Genomic DNA, 16,449 nt, shown 5'->3' with positions numbered 1-16,449 from the left:
CGTACCCATCAGGCCCTTGATCGAGGAGACACATGACCGCGCCCAACCTTCGCGACCGCTACCTCCAGGAAACGATCAACACGGCCTCGCCCGCGAAGCTCCTGATCATGCTCTACGACCGGCTCATCCTCGACCTGGGGCTGGGCGCCGAGGCGTTCCGCAACGGTGACCACGAGCTCGGCAGCGCGAAGGTCATGCACGCGCAGGAGATCGTGATGGAACTCCAGATCACGCTCGACGTGAACGCCTGGGACGGCGCTCCCGGTCTCGCCAGCCTGTACGGTTTCATCCTCACCGAGCTGATCGGGGCGAACATCCGGCGCGACGCCGACCGGGTGGACGGCTGCCGGAAGCTGCTCGAGCCGCTGCGCGACGCGTGGCGCGAGGCGGCGTCTCTGACATGAGCACCGCGACGCAGGCCACGGATTGGCGGAGCGCCTGGGCCGACGCCCTCGACGAGCTCGAGATGGACGTCGAGGCGGTCGAGACGATGCTGGCCGACGAGCACCGGCACGCCGAGACACCGCCGGCCAGCCTGTGGAAGCCGCCCACCGAGCTGGGCGCCCTGCCGCTCGAGCTCAAGCCGCGGGCCGACGAGATCCTCACCCGGCAGCTCAAGGCCGCCGAGGAGATCGCCCGGCGGCTCACGGCGAACCGTCAGCAGATGACCATGACGTCCCGGATCGAGACCGGTGAGGCGGTCAAGCGACCCGTATACCTCGATCGCGCGATGTGACCACGACGTCCCGGAATCCCGCCCAGGGGTTCCGGGACGTTTTGGTGTGCAACCTCTCAGCAACCGCTTGGGACTCAGCGGATTGCCGGTCAGGCCGAACTGCATGGTACGAGCAACGGAATGCTCACCGAATAGCCAAGGAGAGGCGACCGTACGCATCGCGTAGGAGTCCCCGTGTTCGATGACCGTTCGTCGTCCGCACTGCGTGTCGCTGTGGCGGGCCTCGCGGCCCGGCAGACCGCCATCGCCAACAACATCTCCAATATCGAGACCCCCGGCTACCGCGCCCGTAAGGTCAAGTTCGAGGAAGAGCTGAAGACCGCCATGGACAAGGGCGGATCGGCGAGCGATGTCACCCCGAGCGTTCTGACGTCCCTGGAGCCGACCCGGCTCAACGGAAGCAACGTCAACCTCGACGAGGAGACGCTGTCGCACATCGACACCACGATGCGCTACAACCTCGCGATCCGGGCGATGGACGGCAAGTACAGCCTCCTCCGCGAAGCCATCAAGGGGGCCTGATCATGAGCACGTTCAACGCGATCGGGGTGGCCGGCACCGGCGTCACCGTGTACCGCAAGTGGCTGGACGCGGTGTCCGACAACATCTCGAACATCAACACCACCACCCGTACGTCAGAGAACGCCTTTCAGGCCCGTTACGTCCAGGCCCGGGCGGCGCAGGACGGCAACGGCGCCGAGGTGGCCGGCATCGCGTACGGCAGTGCCGAGGGCGTGCTCGCGTACGAGCCGGACAACCCGCTCGCCGACGCCGAGGGCTACGTCCGGCGGCCGGACATCGACATGGGCAGCCAGATGGCGCAGTTGATGATGGCGCAGCGCGCGTACCAGGCCAACCTCGCGGTGGTGGACCGGGCACGCGAGTCCTACTCCGCCGCGATCAACCTCGGGAAGTGATCGTGATGACCTCTGCCATCGGTGGCATCAGCGGTATCGGCGGCTTCTCCGGCGTCGAGGGCATCTCCGGGCTGGGCGGGTTCAGCGGGGTCAAGGGGGTCTCGGACGACACCGAGACCACCGCCCCGAAAGGCCCCAACGCGGACTTCGCCGGCATGCTCGCCCAGGGCCTGGAGAACGTCCAGGCGTCACAGCAGAAGGCGAGCGATCTCGCCGTGCAGGTCGCCAACGGCACCCTGCAGGACCCCGCGCAGTACACGATGGCGTCCACCGAAGCAGCTCTTGGACTTCAGCTCACCATGGCGATCCGCAACAAGGCCGTGGAGGCGTTCCAGGAGATCATGAGGATGCAGGCCTGACATGACCGACCGCCTTCCCGCTCCGGTACGCCGCGTCACGGACACCTTCAAGTCCTTCACACCGGGACAGAAGGCTGTCACGATCTTCGCGGTCATCGCGCTCATCGTCGGTGGTTACTTCTTCGCCACCTGGGCGGCCAAGCCGTCGTACCAGATCCTCTTCAACAACCTGTCGACCAAGGACGCCAGCGCGATCGTCGAGTCCCTGCAGAAGTCGGGTGTCTCGTACGAGCTGGCGAACGACGGAACCACCGTGCTGGTCCCCCGCGACCAGGTGAACCAGCTTCGCCTGCAGCTCTCCGGCGAAGGCCTCCCCAACGACGAGGGCACCGGTTACTCGTTGCTGGACCAGCAGGGCATCACCACCAGCGACTTCATGCAGCACGCCAACTACCAGCGGGCGCTGGAGGGCGAACTCTCCAAGACCATCAAGTCGATCGACGGCGTCGAGGCGGCCACCGTGCACCTCGTCCTGCCGCAGAAGGACGTCTTCGCCGACGACCAGAGCCAGCCGACCGCGTCGGTGCTGGTCGCGTCGCAGGGCAACTCGCAGCTCAGCGGCGAGCAGGTGCAGTCCATCGTGCATCTGGTCGCGTCGAGCGTCGAGGGCCTCGACCCGACCCAGGTCACGGTCGCCGGCTCGGACGGCCGGATCCTCTCCACCGGCGGCGGCGCCAGCATCGCGACCGGCGGGGACAGCAGCGCCGAGGCGCAGACCGTCAACTTCCAGAACCGGATGAACGCCTCACTCCAGAAGATGCTCGACAGCCTGGTCGGTCCCGGGCACGCGGTGGTCACCACCACGGCCATGCTCGACTTCGACCAGACCGAGACCCGGAGCAAGAAGTACAGCGCGGACCCGGCGACGCCGGCCGAGCAGGAGAGCATCAACACCGAGACCTACAGCGGCAGCGGCACCGGCCAGGGCGGCGTGCTCGGCCCGGACAACATCCAGGTGCCGAACAACGCCGGCAACGGCCAGTACGCCAACAAGAACGAGGTGCGCAACCGTCAGCTCGACGAGGTCGAGGAGCTGCGCCGGAACGCGCCGGGCAGCATCGAGCGCCTCAACGTGTCGGTCCTGCTGGACAGCGCGACCGCCGGCGGCGTGAACGCCGACCAGGTGCAGGAGCTGCTCAGCGCGGCGGCCGGCATCGACGCCACCCGCGGCGACACCATCGCGGTCGCCTCCATGCCGTTCGACACGAGCGCCGCCACCGCGGCCCAGGACGAGCTCAAGGCCGCTGCGGCCGCCGAGACCCAGGCCAAGCAGATGACCCTGATCAAGACGGGCGCCCTGCTCTTCGTGGTCCTCGCCCTGATCTTCCTGGCCTGGCGCGCCAACAAGCGGGCGAAGAAGCGCCAGCAGCTCACCGACGAGGAGCGCAAGCACCTCGAGGACATGCAGGCCGCGCTCGAGGCGCAGCGCCGGGCGGAACTGGACGTCTCGGCCGCCACCAGCATGAACATGCTGGAGGCCCCGGACCTCTCGAGCGTGAACGACGAGGCGCGCGAGGAACGGCACCGGGAGATCGAGCAGCTGGTGAAGGACAAGCCGGAAGAGACCGCGGCTCTGATCCGCAGCTGGCTCTCCGCCGACTCGACGCGCTGATGAACCACTGATACGACGGTTGAGGAGTATCCGTTGACCACACCGGGTCTCACCACGCTCTCGATGACGGGCGCGCGCAAGGCCGCGATAATGCTGGTCCAGTTCGGCAAGGAACAGTCCGCCGAAGTGCTGGCGAACATGACCGAGAAAGAGGTCGAGATGCTGTCCGCCGAGGTCGCTCGGCTGGGCAAGCTCGACCCCACTCAGGTCGACGACGTGATGGACGAGTTCTACGCCATGGCGACGACCCGGTACGCCGGGTCGGGCGGCATGGACTACGCCCGGGAGCTCCTGGAGGCGTCGCTCGGCAAGGAGCGGGCGGCGCTGATCCTGGACCGGCTCGAAGCGTCGATGAACGACATCCCGTTCAACTTCCTCAGCCATGCGGACCCGCGTCAGCTGCTCTCGTACGTCCAGTACGAGCATCCGCAGACCATCGCGCTGGTACTGGCCCACATACCCTCAGCCCTGGCCTCGTCGATCCTGGCGGGGCTGCCGCTGGAGGTGCAGACCGAGGTCGCGCACCGGATCGCGATCATGGACCGCACCTCCCCGGACATCATCCGGCAGGTGGAGACCGCGCTCCAGCGCAAGCTCTCCTCGGTGCTCCAGCCGGACGAGCTCTCCACGGTCGGCGGCCTGCAGCCGCTCGTCGAGATCATCAACCGCGCCGACCGCACCACCGAGCGGCTCATCCTGGAGGCCCTCGAGGCGCGCAACCCGGAGCTGGCCGAGGAGATCCGGCGCCGGATGTTCATGTTCGAGGACATCATCAACCTCGAGGACCGCGCGGTGCAGCTGGTGCTCCGCCAGGTCGAGCCGTCCGACCTCGCGACCGCGCTCAAGGGCGTGCCCGAGGGCGTCCGGGACAAGGTCACCCGGAACCTCTCCGAGCGCGGCCGGGAGAACCTCATGGAGGAGATCGACCTGCTCGGCCCGGTCAAGGTCAAGATGGTCGAGGAGTCGCAGGCGAAGATCGTCGGCGTCATCCGCTCGCTCGAGGACTCCGGACAGATCGAGATCCAGCGCGGTGGCGAAGCCGATGAGCTCATCGCCTGAGCGCCCGGTGATCCGTGGGGCGGTGGCCGAGGCGGCCACCGCCGCGCGGTTCGCCGTCGATCTGCGCCGCGACGACCCGGTCGACAACGAGGCCGTGGACCGGGCGAAGCAGCAGGCCCGCACGACCGGCTACGCCGAGGGCTGGGCGCAGGGCAAGCGCGATGCCGCGGCGGCCGCGGAGGCTGCCGCGGCGCGCGCCGTCGCGAGCGAGGAGGCGTACGAGCAACGACGCGCCGCCGCGCTGGCCCAGGCGGTGAACGCCCTCGGCCGGGCCGTGACCGAGCTGGAGAACCAGCTCCATCCGACCTTCACCGAGCTGCAGGAAGTGATCCTGGCGAGCGCCTGGGAACTGGCCGAGGCGATCATCGGGCGGACGCTGCACGACGATCCGCAGCGCGGCGCCGACGCGCTGCGCCGGGCGGTGAGCGCCGCGCCCGAGCACGGCGATCTCGCGGTGGCCCTGCACCCGGACGACTTCCGGACGCTCGTCGGCGACAGCGCGGAGAACGACTTCGACTACGAGGGCCGGCGGATCACGCTGCGCGCCGACCCGGCGCTGCGGCCCGGCGACGCCGTCGCGTCCACCGGCACGGCCACCGTCGACGCGACCATCGAGGCGGCGATGCAGCGGGCCCGTGAGGCGCTGCGGATATGACCGATCTCTTCCAGCACCGGCTGCAGAGCGCGATCCTGGCGGCCCGGCCGCAGGTGAGCGGTCGGGTGACCGGCGCCGTCGGCCTGCGGGTCACGGTGAGCGGGGTCGAGGCCAACGTCGGCGACCTGCTGCGGATCGGCGACGGGCCGGACGCCGTGCTCGCCGAGGTGTCGGCCCTCGACGGGGAACGCCTCGCCTGCCTGCCGCTCGGCCCGATCGCCGGGATGGGCGCCGGGACGCCGGCCTACAGCACCGGCGGCCCACTGCGCGTGGCGGTCGGCCCCGACCTGCGCGGACGCATACTGGACGGCCTGGGCCGCCCGATGGACGGCGGGCCTCCGCTGCGCGGCGAGTGGGTGGAGATCGACAGCCCGCCGCCGGGCGCGATGGAACGCCAGCTCGTCGACCGGCCGATGTCGCTGGGCGTCCGGGTCCTCGACACGCTCGTGCCCTGCGGCCGCGGCCAGCGCATCGGCATCTTCGCGGGCTCCGGCGTCGGCAAGTCCACGCTGATGAGCCAGATCACCCGCGGCACCTCGGCCGAGCTGAACGTGGTCGCCCTGGTCGGCGAGCGCGGCCGCGAGGTGCGCGAGTTCATCGAGCACGACCTCGGCGAGGAGGGTCTGGCCCGCTCGGTCGTCGTGATCGCCACCTCGGACACCCCGCCGCTGGTCCGGCTCCGGGCCGGCTCGGTCGCCACCCGGATCGCCGAGTACTACCGGGACGAGGGCGCCGACGTGCTGCTGATGATGGACAGCGTGACGCGTGCGGCGATGGCGCAGCGCGAGGTCGGCCTCTCGGTCGGCGAGCCGCCGGCCACCCGCGGATATCCCCCGTCGGTCTTCGCGATGCTCGCCGCGCTGCTGGAACGGGCCGGCCCGGGCGCGCGGGGCAGCATCACCGGCCTCTACACCGTCCTGGTCGAGGGCGACGACCACAACGAGCCGATCGCCGACGCGGCCCGGTCGATCCTCGACGGCCACATCGTGCTGGACCGCAAGCTCGCCACGGCCGGTCACTTCCCGGCCATCCAGGCCCTCGACTCGATCTCCCGGGTCGCCAACAAGATCACCACCAGGGAGCAGCGCGCCGACGCGACCGAGCTGCGCCGGCTGATGGCCGCGCACCGCGAGGTCCGCGAACTCGTGGAGATCGGCGCGTACGTCCCGGGCACGAATCCGGACGCCGACCGCGCGAACGCCAACTGGGCGCAGATCAGCGCGTTCCTCCGGCAGGACCTGGACGAGCGGCTCACCGCCGACGACGCCTGGGCGCAGCTGCGCGCCCTCATCGCGACGACCTGACGCGCTGTGACGCGCGTGACTGAGTAGCAGGAGAGTTGCAAGCACTCAGCGATTCGGTTCGCACGCCGAAGCGGTCAGGTGAGGGCCCTCCCGGCCCCGGTAGGAGGCGAACGTGAACCGCATGTTCCGGCTCGGACCCGTTCTCCGAGCCCGCAAGGCGCAGGAGGACGCCGCTCGCGGCGCGGTCATCCAGTCCCGCGCCGACATCCGCGATGCCGAAGCCCTGGTCAAACGCCGGAGGCTGGAGCTGACCGGCGCCGACGCGCCCACCGAGGGCACCGCCCGCGCCATGGTGGCCTCGCTGGTGGCCCGGCAGTCGCTCGCCGCCGGCCTCTTCTCCGCGCAGCGCATGGTCGTGGACGCCGAGGACATCGAGCGGGAGAAGATCGCGGCGCTGACCGAGGCGGCCAAGAAGAGGCGCGCCGTCGAGATGATGGCCGAGCGGCACGCCGAGGCGATCCGCGACCACGACCTCCGCGTCGACCAGGCGAATCTCGACGAGCTCGCGGTCACCTCGAAGGCGCGGCAGGCCGCCAACGGCGGTGGTTCGGACGGAGGTTCGGAATGACCTCGATGGGTGTGAACGGTGTCATGAACCGGGTGGCCGAGCTCAAGGAGCAGCTCGGCCTGAACCCGCCGCCGGCCGCCACGACGGACGGCGCCTCGGGCACCAAGTTCGCATCGGCGCTGGCGGACGCGAAGAGCGCCGGCGTCGCTCAGCCCGGGACATCCGGACCGAGCGGCGCCGACGTCGTCGCGGCGGCCAAGAAGTACCTCGGCACCCCGTACGTCTTCGGCAGCGACAACCCGTCCAAGGGCCTGGACTGCTCGGGGTTCGTGCAGCAGGCCTACGAGGACCTGGGCGTGAAGCTGCCCCGCAACTCGTGGCAGCAGGCGCAGGCCGGACGCCCGGTGGCGAGCCTCTCCGACGCGAAGCCGGGTGACGTGCTCGCGTTCAACTCCCCCGTCGACCACGTCGCGATCTATCTCGGCGACAACAAGATGATCGCGGCCCCCAAGCCGGGCGATCACGTCAAGATCCAGTCCGTGTACGAGAAACCCACCCACATCCGGCGGGTGCTCGACACGGTCCCGGCCGCCGCGGTCCAGGACATGTCCGCTCTGCGGCCGGCCGGGCTGCGCGGGGCCGGCGGCGCCGGCGGGGTGACCGGCGTGCCGTACGCCGACCTGTTCAACCGGGCCGGAGCGCGCTACGGCGTCGACCCGAAGCTGCTCGCCGCGGTAGCGAAGGTCGAGTCGGGGTACAACCCCAAGGCGGTCAGCAAGGTCGGTGCGCAGGGCCTCATGCAGCTCATGCCGGCCACCGCCCGCGGCCTCGGCGTGCACAACGCCTTCGACCCGGAGCAGGCCGTCAACGGCGCGGCCAAGCTGCTCTCGCAGCACCTCAAGGAGTTCAAGTCGTTGCCGCTGGCGCTCGCCGCCTACAACGCGGGCGGCGGCGCCGTGAAGAGGTACGACGGGATCCCGCCGTTCTCGGAGACGCAGGCGTACGTCCCGAAGGTGCAGAACGCCCTGGCCGCGCTCGGCGGCTGACCATTTCCCGGAACAGGAGAGATACCCGATGCCGGCTTCCGTGACAGGTCCCGATCGCAGGCCCACGACCGAAAGCACCCGACGCTCGCAGGGACGGCAGGAGCAGGGAGGGGCGGACTTCGGGTCGGCGCTCTCCGCCGAGATGGGGCGGCCCGACGACGAGGAGAAGACGGCAGCAGCGCGGCGGGCGGCCCCGGACCGGGCCTCGGAGCAGGCGTCGCAGCGGGCCGCGGACCGGGCGCTGGATCGGGCCGCCGCGAGCCGGGCGGCCCTGCAACGCGGCCTGATGAACCGGACGCTGAAGGACGGGGAGGCCAGTCGCCTGGAGGCCGAGCAGCGGGCGGACTCCTCCCGCAAGGCGGCCACCACCGCGGCGAACCGGGCCGCCGACCAGCAGGCGGCCCAGAACCGCGCCGACTCGGCCCGCGCGGCGGCCACCGCGGCCGCGAACCGGGCCGCCGACCAGCGGGCGGCGGTCGATCGGGCCGCCGGGCAGCGCGCCACGGCCGACCGGGCCGCCGACCAGCGGGCGACGGCAGACCGGGTCGCCGATCGGGCCGCCGACCGGGCCGACGCGGACCGGAACGCGGCGGCCCGGGCCACCGCGAACCGCATCCTCGCGAGCCGCGCCGCCCTGGCCAAGCCCGCCCTCAGCAAGCCCGTCGCCGCGGAACGCCCGGCCGCCGAGCGGCCCCCGGCCGACCACCCCGCCGCCGACCGGGCCTCGACCGGCCGCGCCGACCGGGCCTCGACCGGCCGCGCCGAGCGGGCCACGACCGGCCACGCCGAGCGACCGGGCGCCGCGCGCGGGACCGGCGGATCGTCCGAGGCCGCCGCCGAGAAGCCCGGCACCGAGCCCGCGACCGCCACCGATCAGCCCGCCGCGACCGGGACACCGGCGGCCGACCAGGCGGCGGCCGCGGCCGTGGCGGCCCAGGCCGGCCGGCAACCCGGAACGACTGCCGACGACGCCCCGGCGTCCGGCGGCACCGCGGCGGCCGCCGGCGGACTCACCGTCTCCGGTGTCGGAGCGGCCGGCGCCACGACCGGCGCCGCGGCGCCCGGGGCGGGCCCCGCTCCCGGCGTCCCGGCCGGCGCGACGGCCGCCAGCGCCGACGCGACCGGTGCCCCGGCGGGTACGGCCGGTGGATCGGCGCAGGGCTCCGGTGGCGGCATCCCGCTGCCGGCGGGCATGACCCCGGGCGCGACAGCCGACCCGGCCGTGGCCGCCGCGGCTCAGGCCGCCGCCCAGAACGCGGCCCAGAACGCCGCCCAGAACGCGGCCCAGGCCACCGGCGATCAGACCGCCACCGGCCAGGTCGCCGGTGGCCCGGTCGCCGCGGGCCAGGCCGGCCAGACCGGTGCGCCCGCTGCGGACGCGGCCCAGGCCACCGCCGCTCCGGCGGCCGAAGGGCGGCCCGCCGAGGCCACCGCGGAGACACCCGGCGACGCCACGGCCACGCCGGCCGCGGACGCCGGTGCCGCCGGCCCGGCCGGGGACGCCACCGCGGCGGACACCGGCGGGGACCCGGCCGCGGGCGAGCGGGAGGGCGCCGAGGGCGGCGGGGTTCCGGCGGGTGGGGTGCCCGCGGGGGCTGCCGGCGTACCCGGGGCCGGTCCTGCCGAGACGACGCCGCCCGGCGGCGTACCCGGTCCGGCCGGCGTGCCGGGGCCGCAGGCCGCGGCACCCGTCGCGGCCACCGCCGACGTGCCCGCGCCGCCGCCGTCCACGCCGGTCCCCGGTCCGCCCGCGTCCCAGCTCGCCATGCGGATCATCCCGCTCAAGCTGGACGCCGACGGCGTGCACCGGCTCACCGTGCACCTGCACCCGGTCGACCTCGGGCCGGTCCAGGTGGTCGCGGAGATCCGCAACGGGGACATCAGCGTGCAGCTCACCGGCGGCACCGAGGCGGGCACCGAGGCACTCCGGTCGGCGCTCGACGACCTGCGCCGCGAGCTGCAGGACTCCGGTTTCGGCAACACCACGCTCGACCTGCGACAGGGCAACGCCCAGCAGGGCCGCCAGCAGTTCCCCGGCGGTGTGCCGGGCCGGCGGGGCGACGTGCCGGGCGGGCCGAACGACCTGCCGGCCGAGCCCGCGCCGAACGCCACCCGGCGGGCGGCGCCGAGCGGGCGGATCGACGTACAGGCCTGATCCGGAACCGAAAAAGGCGACCACCCGCCGGCAAGGCGGGTGGTCGCTCTCTTTTTCCCGTAGTGGGCCGGGCCGGGGCTTCCCCTCCGCGGTCAGGCCGGTTTCTCGGGAGTGTCGATCGGTTCCGGTGTCACGGGGTGGCCGTCCGACGGGTTCTTGCGATAGCCCGCCAGGATGAATCGCACGCCGGCCAGGAGGACGGCCGCGATCGGCACGGCGATGAGGAACCGGATCAGCACCTGCACGAAGTCGAGCTGGTCGAAGAGCAGGCGGTACCAGGCCGGCGCGCTCATCAGCAGCGCGAACAGCAGAACCGATGGGCGGATCATCGCCGCGAGGCGCGGGTGGCCCGGCGTGGCGTGGCCGCGGACGGCATCACCTCGGCCGCGATCCGGGCGCAGAGCATCGCGGCCCAGGCGTGCGGGGTGGCCGGCTTGCCGTCCAGCGAGAAGATCGGCACGTCCAGGCCGAGCACCGAGGCCGGGTCCGAGGTGAGCTCCACGCTGTGCACCACTAGCGCCTCCACGTCGCCGAGTCCGCGCAGGTGGCGGGCGGTGTCCGCGGTCTTGCGGGTGGCGTCGACGACGGCCCAGAGCGCGGTGGCGCCGAGCGCGTCGCACATGTCGTTCACCCAGAACGGGTCGGTGCCGCCGACCGGCGCGTCGATCACGACGACCCAGGAGTGGTCGGCGCTCTGCAGCTTCTCGGCCCGCGACTCGGCCGCGCTCCGGCTGGAGATGAGGCGCGACGAGTGCAGCCCGGTGCCGGCCGTCGAGGGGCCGGCCAGCAGCAGGTGGCTCTGGTCGACGTGCACCTGCTCGAGCAGCTGCTTCGCGATCGGCATGGTGGCGTGCACCTCGCCGGCCAGGACCAGGATCTCGCCGGGTCCGTCCGGGATGCCGGGCGCCGACGGCCGGGCCGCGAGGACGCTGAGCACGCCGGCGTACGTGTCGCCGCCCGTGATCTTGCGAGCCATCTCCTCCGGCATGCCGACCGTCACCAGGTTGCGCTGCACCGGGTCGAGGTCGCCCGGCTGCGTCACCGCGACCGGCGCGACGGCGGCGGCCGTGACCGGCGCCGGCGCGGGCGGCGGGGCGACGGCCGCGGGCGGGGCGGCCGGTGAGACCGGCGCGGGGGTCTCGTCGACCCCGTACACGTCGGCCGCGGCGGCGCGGGCCGGCGCCGGGCTGAACGGCGCCGCGGTGGCCGCGCGGGGCGGGACGGCGGCCGGCTCGGACGGCCGGATCGGCGCCGGCGTGGCGGCCCGGGCCTGCGCCGACATCGCCGTGCGGATCGGCGCGACCGGCTCCGGCATGTGCGGCATCGGCGCGGACGACATGTGGGCCGGCGAGACCGGCGCCGACGTGGGCTGCTGCACCTGAGTGGCGGCCATCGGAGCGGCCGTCATGGGGGCGCCCGCCATCGGGGCGGCGGGCATCGGCGGCATCGGCGGCTCCTTCGGCGCGGCCGCGCCGGGCCGGGCCGGGAAGCTCGGCACCGTCGGCAGCGCGGCCGGCAGCGGGCGGTTCACCGCGGCGCCACCCGCCGCCGAGGGGCGGAACGGGCGTACCGTCTGCGGCTCCTCGCGCGCCTCGTTCTGCCGTGGCCGGGCCGGCGCCGCCGCGGGTCGCGGTGGACTGCCGCCGGCCGTGTGGCTCGCCGCGTCGATGCCGGCCATCAGGTCGGCGAAGGCCGCCCCGGTGTCGCCGAACGCGGCGCCCCGGCCCTCCCGCCGGGAGCGCAGGTCCGGCTGCTGACCCGGGTCCGTTGTCACACGGTCCCGGGATTCGGCCTGCTCCAGGAGGCGCTCGAAGTTGTTGGTGTCGTTCTGGGCGACGGTCTGTTGCGCCATGTTTGCATCACTGTCCTCGGTCGCATCCGGTACCTCGACGGAAAGCTCGTAGTGCTGCTTCGCGAAGAAGCCGCCGATACCACCGCTCCGTACCTTGTCGGCGGAAATGATCTTCACGCCGGAGCCGTACTCGTCACGTACCTGAGCCAGAAGCGGCTCGATGGTCGGTCCCTCAAGCAGCACCCGCGTAGGCACCGTTCACCACCCCTATCGTCTCGATCTGTGCGGTGGAACCAGAGATTTCGCTGTACGACAGCACCTGAACTCGGCGGGAACCGGCCCGCAGCAGTCGCATCAGTGGCAGCCGCAGTTGTGGGGAGCAGGCCAGGACCGGGTTGAGGCCCTGCTGCTCGGCGGCCTCAGCCAACCGGCTGGCCTCGCTGACGATCGCCTCGGCACGCATGCCGTCGATCGCCATGAAGGCGCCGGTCTCGCTGGGACGCAAGGACTCGAGCAGACTCTGCTCGAGCATCGGGTCGAGTGTGATCACGGTGAGCCGGCCGGCCGCCGTGTACTGCGCGGCGATCGCCGGGCCGAGAGCCCCGCGCGCCGCCTCGACCAGACTGTCGTGATCCACGGTCTGCTTGGCCCGCAGCGAGAGCGCCTCGAAGATCCGGACCAGGTCGCGGATCGGCACGCCCTCGTCGAGCATCGCCTGGAGCACCTTCTGGATCTGGCCCAGGCTGAGCAGGCCCGGCGTCAGCTCCTCGACGACGACCGGGTGTGTGCGCTTCACCATCTCGGTCAGCGCGCGGACGTCCTCGCGGCCGAGGAGCCGGCTCGCGTTGGTCCGGACGATCTCGGCGAGGTGCGTGATGATCACCGAGGCCCGGTCCACGACCGTCGCTCCGGAGAGCTCGGCCTGGTAGTGCAGCTCGGCGGGCACCCACTTGCCGGCCAGCCCGAAGACCGGTTCGACCCCGGCTCGTCCGGGCAGTGCCTGCAGGCCCTCGCCGATCGCCAGCACCGCTCCCGGCGGCGCCTGTCCGGTGCCGGCGTCCACCCCCGAGATCCGGATCGCATAGGACGAGAGCGGAAGATCAAGATCATCCCGGGTACGGACGGGCGGCATGATCACGCCGAGTTCCATCGCCATCTTGCGGCGCAGCGCGCGTACCCGGTCGAGCAGGTCACCGCTGCTCTGGTCGACCAGGTCGACCAGGTCCGGCGCGAGCGCCAGCTCCAGCGGGTCGATCCGCATCTCGCCGAGCAGCTGTTCCGGCGAGTCCGGCGACGGCATCTCGGGCGCTTCGGCAGCGGCTGCCGCGGCCGCGGCTTCGGCCTCCGGCTCGACCTCCTTGATCCGCTGGGCGAGCGCCAAGACCGCGCCGCCGACCAGCAGGAACGGCAGCTTCGGCAGGCCCGGGATGACGCAGAGCGCGATCGCGGCGCCGCCGCCGATGCGCAGGGCCAGCTTGTTCTGCCCGAGCTGCGCCGTGACGGTCTGGCCCATGTCGCCGGAGGTGGCCGAGCGGGTCACGATCAGACCGGTCGCGACCGAGAGCAGCAGCGCGGGGATCTGCGACACCAGGCCGTCGCCGATGCTCAGCATGCTGTAGTGGTTCATCGCGTCGACCGGCGACATGCCGGCCTGCATGATGCCGATCGCGAACCCGCCGAGCAGGTTGATCAGCGTGATGATGATGGCCGCGATGGCGTCGCCCTTGACGAACTTGGAACCACCGTCCATGGCGCCGTAGAACTCCGCCTCGGCGGCCACCTCGGCCCGGCGCTTCTTCGCCGCGGCCTCGTCGATCAGGCCGGCGTTGAGGTCGGCGTCGATCGCCATCTGCTTGCCGGGCATGGCGTCGAGGGTGAACCGGGCACCGACCTCGGCGACCCGCTCGGCGCCCTTGGTCACCACGATCATCTGGACGATGACCAGGATCGAGAAGATCACCAGACCGATGACGAGGTTGCCACCGACGACGAAGCTGCCGAACGCGTGGATCACCTTGCCCGCGTCGCCGTCCCGGAGCACCAGGCGGGTCGCGCTGATGTTCAGCGCCAGCCGGAACAGGGTCAGGACCAGCAGCAGAGCCGGGAAGACCGCGAAGTCCAGCGGCTTCTGCACGAACATGGAGATCAGCAGCGTCAGCAGGGCAACCGTGATGTTGACCGCGATGAACAGGTCAAGCAGGAAGGTCGGCAGGGGTACGACCATCATGATGATGATGCCGACCACCCCGACGGGTACGGCGAACTTGCTGATGTTCTGCTTCTTCACGGCACCTTCCGAGCATGGGGCAGTCCGGGCGCTACGGCCCGTTTCACTAGGGCCGCTATGGCACCGCCACGCACCGATCTTCCCTGCTCACGCACCGCGATGTGAGGAAATCTCCGGAATTTTCCGTTATGCCACAGGAACCCCGTTGGTCACGAGGCGACACACCGCGGGAATCAGGCCGTGTTCGGGCTCTGGTGCAGACCGGCCGCCGACCCCTTCGCCTTGAGGCTCATCACGAACGCCAGCACCCGGGCCACCGCGCCGAAGAAGTCCGCCGGGATCTCCTGGCCGATGTCGCAGCTGTCGTGCAGCGCCCGCGCCAGCGGCACGTCCTGCACCATCGGCACCCGGTTCTCGGTGGCGATGTCCCGGATCTTCGCGGCGATCGGCCCCTTGCCGGACGCCACCACCCGCGGCGCGCCCTTGTCCGGCTCGTACCGCAGGGCGACCGCGACGTGCACCGGGTTGACCACGACGACGTCGGCGGTGGGCACGTCCGCCATCTGCCGGTTCTGCGCCATCGCCATCTGCCGGGCCCGGATCTGCCCCTTGACGTGCGGGTCGCCCTCGGTGTTCTTGTACTCCTGCTTGACCTCTTCCTTGGTCATCCGCAGTTGCTTGTTGGTGCGCCGCTTCACCACGAAGTAGTCGGCCGCGGCCATCACGATGCCGGCCGCCGCGGAGGCCTGGATCAGCGAGATGGCGGCGTCCTTCACGATCGCCAGCGTGGAGGCGAGCGGCAGCTGGCCGGCCTGCATCAGGGTCGGCACGATGTCCTTCATCGTCATGTACAGCACGCCGGTCAGCACGCCCGTCTTGATCAGCGCCTTCGCGGCCTCCCAGAGCGACTTCGGGCCGAACATGTTCTTGATGCCGGGCAGCGGGTTGAGGCGGTTGAACTTCGGCTTGAACAGCTTGGTGGCCACCCGGATGCCGCCCTGCGCCCCGGCGCCGGCCACGCCGACCAGCATCATCGTGAGCGCGAGCGGCAGGACCGCCCAGAGCGCGCCCATCAGCCCGTCCTTGAAGATGCCGAGGACCTTGCCGGCGTCCGGGTTCTGGATGGTGTCCGGGATCTTCCGCATCAGCTCCTGGGCCAGCTCCATGGCCTTGTTCAGGGTGCGCGGCAGCATGACGCTGGCCGCCAGGATGCCGAACCAGGCGCCGAGGTCCTGGGTCTTGCCGATCTGGCCCTCTTGCTTGGCCTTCTTGAGTTTCTGCGCTGTCGGTTGTTCGGTCTTCTCGCCGGACATGTCACCCCCCGGCCAGCTGGACGACCGCGTTGACGGCCTTCTCGACCAGCACGTTCAGGATTCCCGGCAGCATCGTGATGGCGAGCCCGGAGAGGGTCACCACCATGAAGATCTTCACGGGGAAGCCGAGCTGGAAGGCGTTGAGCGCGGGCGCGACGCGGTTCAGCAGACCGAGCGCCACGTCGGCGAGGAAGAGCACCGCGATCAGCGGCCCGGCGATCTGGATGCCGGCCAGCCACATCTCGCCGATGCTCCGCATCAGGACCTGGCTCGAGGTCTCCATGTCGAACGTGGCGTCGAGCGGCATCGTACGGAAGCTCTGCAGGAACCCCCGCAGGATCAGCTGATGTCCCTCGCTCGCGAAGAGCAGGGTGACCGCCACGAGGTTGTAGAAGCGTCCGAAGATCGAGCTCTGGCTGAACGACATCGGGTCGTAGGCCGAGGCGAGCGTCAGGCCGCCGAAGAGGTCGAGCAGGTCACCGGCGGCCTGGACGGCGGCGAAGAGGACGGCCGTGATGAAGCCGAGGGTGGCGCCTATGAAGATCTGCAGCGCGGCGCTGAAGATCAGGTTCTGGGTGTCCAGCGACGGCACGTTGTCCCGCAGGTAGGGCGCCATCGGCAGGGTGAGGCCGACCGAGAGCAGCGCCTTCACCTGGGTGGGGATGAGCCGCGAGTTGAACGGCGGGCAGACCATCATCCACGCGCCGGTCCGCACCGTCCCCAGCATGATCGCCAGGAACTCGGCGGTGGCGACTTCGTAGTTCAT

General features: G+C 71.6%; 17 protein-coding genes. 12 read left to right on the top strand and 5 right to left on the bottom strand.

Annotated elements, in window-relative coordinates:
• Positions 1-32 precede the first annotated feature (32 nt).
• From fliS to AB0G10_RS00405, 12 genes are all read left to right on the top strand, one after another.
• Entirely contained in the window at positions 33-404 is a 372-nt protein-coding gene (gene fliS / locus AB0G10_RS00460) for a flagellar export chaperone FliS (RefSeq protein WP_360914273.1), read from the top strand.
• Positions 401-736 (top strand): hypothetical protein, encoded by a 336-nt coding sequence (locus tag AB0G10_RS00455; protein WP_360914271.1) that lies wholly within the window; start codon positions 401-403, stop codon positions 734-736. Before fliS ends, AB0G10_RS00455 begins: the two co-directional genes overlap by 4 nt.
• A gap of 174 nt (positions 737-910) precedes the next feature.
• A complete protein-coding gene (locus AB0G10_RS00450) occupies positions 911-1,258 on the top strand; it encodes a flagellar basal body protein (RefSeq protein WP_360914268.1) in 348 nt (115 codons plus the stop codon).
• A gap of 2 nt (positions 1,259-1,260) precedes the next feature.
• Complete coding sequence (locus AB0G10_RS00445; protein ID WP_360914265.1) at positions 1,261-1,653, top strand: flagellar basal body rod C-terminal domain-containing protein; 393 nt, start codon at positions 1,261-1,263, stop codon at positions 1,651-1,653.
• Positions 1,654-1,658: 5 nt separating this feature from the next.
• Positions 1,659-2,012, top strand: a complete 354-nt coding sequence (gene fliE, locus AB0G10_RS00440) for a flagellar hook-basal body complex protein FliE (protein ID WP_360914262.1) — start codon at positions 1,659-1,661, stop codon at positions 2,010-2,012.
• A 1-nt stretch (position 2,013) separates the two neighbouring features.
• Positions 2,014-3,624: a flagellar basal-body MS-ring/collar protein FliF gene (gene fliF, locus AB0G10_RS00435; RefSeq protein WP_360914259.1), complete on the top strand. Its 1,611-nt coding sequence runs from the start codon at positions 2,014-2,016 to the stop codon at positions 3,622-3,624.
• A 33-nt stretch (positions 3,625-3,657) separates the two neighbouring features.
• Complete coding sequence (gene fliG, locus AB0G10_RS00430) at positions 3,658-4,683, top strand: flagellar motor switch protein FliG (protein WP_360914256.1); 1,026 nt, start codon at positions 3,658-3,660, stop codon at positions 4,681-4,683.
• Positions 4,667-5,338: a FliH/SctL family protein gene (locus AB0G10_RS00425; RefSeq protein WP_360914254.1), complete on the top strand. Its 672-nt coding sequence runs from the start codon at positions 4,667-4,669 to the stop codon at positions 5,336-5,338. The genes fliG and AB0G10_RS00425 overlap by 17 nt, the downstream gene beginning before the upstream one ends.
• Entirely contained in the window at positions 5,335-6,642 is a 1,308-nt protein-coding gene (locus tag AB0G10_RS00420) for a FliI/YscN family ATPase (RefSeq protein ID WP_360914251.1), read from the top strand. The genes AB0G10_RS00425 and AB0G10_RS00420 overlap by 4 nt, the downstream gene beginning before the upstream one ends.
• A 121-nt stretch (positions 6,643-6,763) precedes the next feature.
• Positions 6,764-7,210, top strand: coding sequence for a cell envelope biogenesis protein TolA (locus AB0G10_RS00415; RefSeq protein WP_360917907.1), 447 nt, complete (start codon positions 6,764-6,766; stop codon positions 7,208-7,210).
• Positions 7,207-8,196 (top strand): transglycosylase SLT domain-containing protein, encoded by a 990-nt coding sequence (locus AB0G10_RS00410; protein WP_360914248.1) that lies wholly within the window; start codon positions 7,207-7,209, stop codon positions 8,194-8,196. Before AB0G10_RS00415 ends, AB0G10_RS00410 begins: the two co-directional genes overlap by 4 nt.
• Positions 8,197-8,236: 40 nt before the next feature.
• Positions 8,237-10,351 carry a flagellar hook-length control protein FliK gene (locus AB0G10_RS00405; RefSeq protein WP_360914245.1) on the top strand — a complete coding sequence of 705 codons (2,115 nt, stop codon included), beginning with the start codon at positions 8,237-8,239 and terminating at the stop codon, positions 10,349-10,351.
• 92 nt (positions 10,352-10,443) lie between these two features.
• On the opposite strand, the gene AB0G10_RS00400 is transcribed toward AB0G10_RS00405, so the two are convergent.
• The 5 genes from AB0G10_RS00400 to AB0G10_RS00380 form a co-directional block, all read right to left on the bottom strand.
• Positions 10,444-10,680: a hypothetical protein gene (locus tag AB0G10_RS00400; RefSeq protein ID WP_360914242.1), complete on the bottom strand. Its 237-nt coding sequence runs from the start codon at positions 10,678-10,680 to the stop codon at positions 10,444-10,446.
• The gene (locus AB0G10_RS00395) at positions 10,677-12,386 is read right to left on the bottom strand and encodes a hypothetical protein (protein ID WP_360914239.1); all 1,710 of its coding nucleotides are present in this window, start codon (positions 12,384-12,386) and stop codon (positions 10,677-10,679) included. Before AB0G10_RS00395 ends, AB0G10_RS00400 begins: the two co-directional genes overlap by 4 nt.
• Complete coding sequence (flhA, locus tag AB0G10_RS00390) at positions 12,376-14,430, bottom strand: flagellar biosynthesis protein FlhA (RefSeq protein ID WP_360914236.1); 2,055 nt, start codon at positions 14,428-14,430, stop codon at positions 12,376-12,378. The genes AB0G10_RS00395 and flhA overlap by 11 nt, the downstream gene beginning before the upstream one ends.
• A gap of 173 nt (positions 14,431-14,603) precedes the next feature.
• Positions 14,604-15,683 carry an EscU/YscU/HrcU family type III secretion system export apparatus switch protein gene (locus AB0G10_RS00385; RefSeq protein ID WP_360914233.1) on the bottom strand — a complete coding sequence of 360 codons (1,080 nt, stop codon included), beginning with the start codon at positions 15,681-15,683 and terminating at the stop codon, positions 14,604-14,606.
• 1 nt (position 15,684) lies between these two features.
• Positions 15,685-16,449 carry a flagellar biosynthetic protein FliR gene (locus AB0G10_RS00380; RefSeq protein WP_360914230.1) on the bottom strand — a complete coding sequence of 255 codons (765 nt, stop codon included), beginning with the start codon at positions 16,447-16,449 and terminating at the stop codon, positions 15,685-15,687.

The sequence above is a fragment of the Actinoplanes sp. NPDC023714 genome, from assembly GCF_040639855.1.
In the GTDB taxonomy this organism is placed as follows: Bacteria; Actinomycetota; Actinomycetes; order Mycobacteriales; family Micromonosporaceae; genus Actinoplanes.
The sequence above is the reverse complement of the archived record's forward strand: the minus strand, read 5'-3'. Positions and strand labels throughout refer to the sequence as shown.

What these genes read in the sequence shown, in the direction of transcription:
- fliS (WP_360914273.1), top strand. Translation starts at nt 33, where the DNA reads ATGACCGCGCCCAACCTTCGCGACCGCTACCTCCAGGAAACGATCAAC.
- AB0G10_RS00455 (WP_360914271.1), top strand. Translation starts at nt 401, where the DNA reads ATGAGCACCGCGACGCAGGCCACGGATTGGCGGAGCGCCTGGGCCGAC.
- AB0G10_RS00445 (WP_360914265.1), top strand. Translation starts at nt 1,261, where the DNA reads ATGAGCACGTTCAACGCGATCGGGGTGGCCGGCACCGGCGTCACCGTG.
- fliE (WP_360914262.1), top strand. Translation starts at nt 1,659, where the DNA reads ATGACCTCTGCCATCGGTGGCATCAGCGGTATCGGCGGCTTCTCCGGC.
- fliF (WP_360914259.1), top strand. Translation starts at nt 2,014, where the DNA reads ATGACCGACCGCCTTCCCGCTCCGGTACGCCGCGTCACGGACACCTTC.
- AB0G10_RS00425 (WP_360914254.1), top strand. Translation starts at nt 4,667, where the DNA reads ATGAGCTCATCGCCTGAGCGCCCGGTGATCCGTGGGGCGGTGGCCGAG.
- AB0G10_RS00420 (WP_360914251.1), top strand. Translation starts at nt 5,335, where the DNA reads ATGACCGATCTCTTCCAGCACCGGCTGCAGAGCGCGATCCTGGCGGCC.
- AB0G10_RS00415 (WP_360917907.1), top strand. Translation starts at nt 6,764, where the DNA reads ATGTTCCGGCTCGGACCCGTTCTCCGAGCCCGCAAGGCGCAGGAGGAC.
- AB0G10_RS00410 (WP_360914248.1), top strand. Translation starts at nt 7,207, where the DNA reads ATGACCTCGATGGGTGTGAACGGTGTCATGAACCGGGTGGCCGAGCTC.
- AB0G10_RS00400 (WP_360914242.1), bottom strand. Translation starts at nt 10,680, where the DNA reads ATGATCCGCCCATCGGTTCTGCTGTTCGCGCTGCTGATGAGCGCGCCG.
- AB0G10_RS00385 (WP_360914233.1), bottom strand. Translation starts at nt 15,683, where the DNA reads ATGTCCGGCGAGAAGACCGAACAACCGACAGCGCAGAAACTCAAGAAG.
- AB0G10_RS00380 (WP_360914230.1), bottom strand. Translation starts at nt 16,449, where the DNA reads ATGAACTACGAAGTCGCCACCGCCGAGTTCCTGGCGATCATGCTGGGG.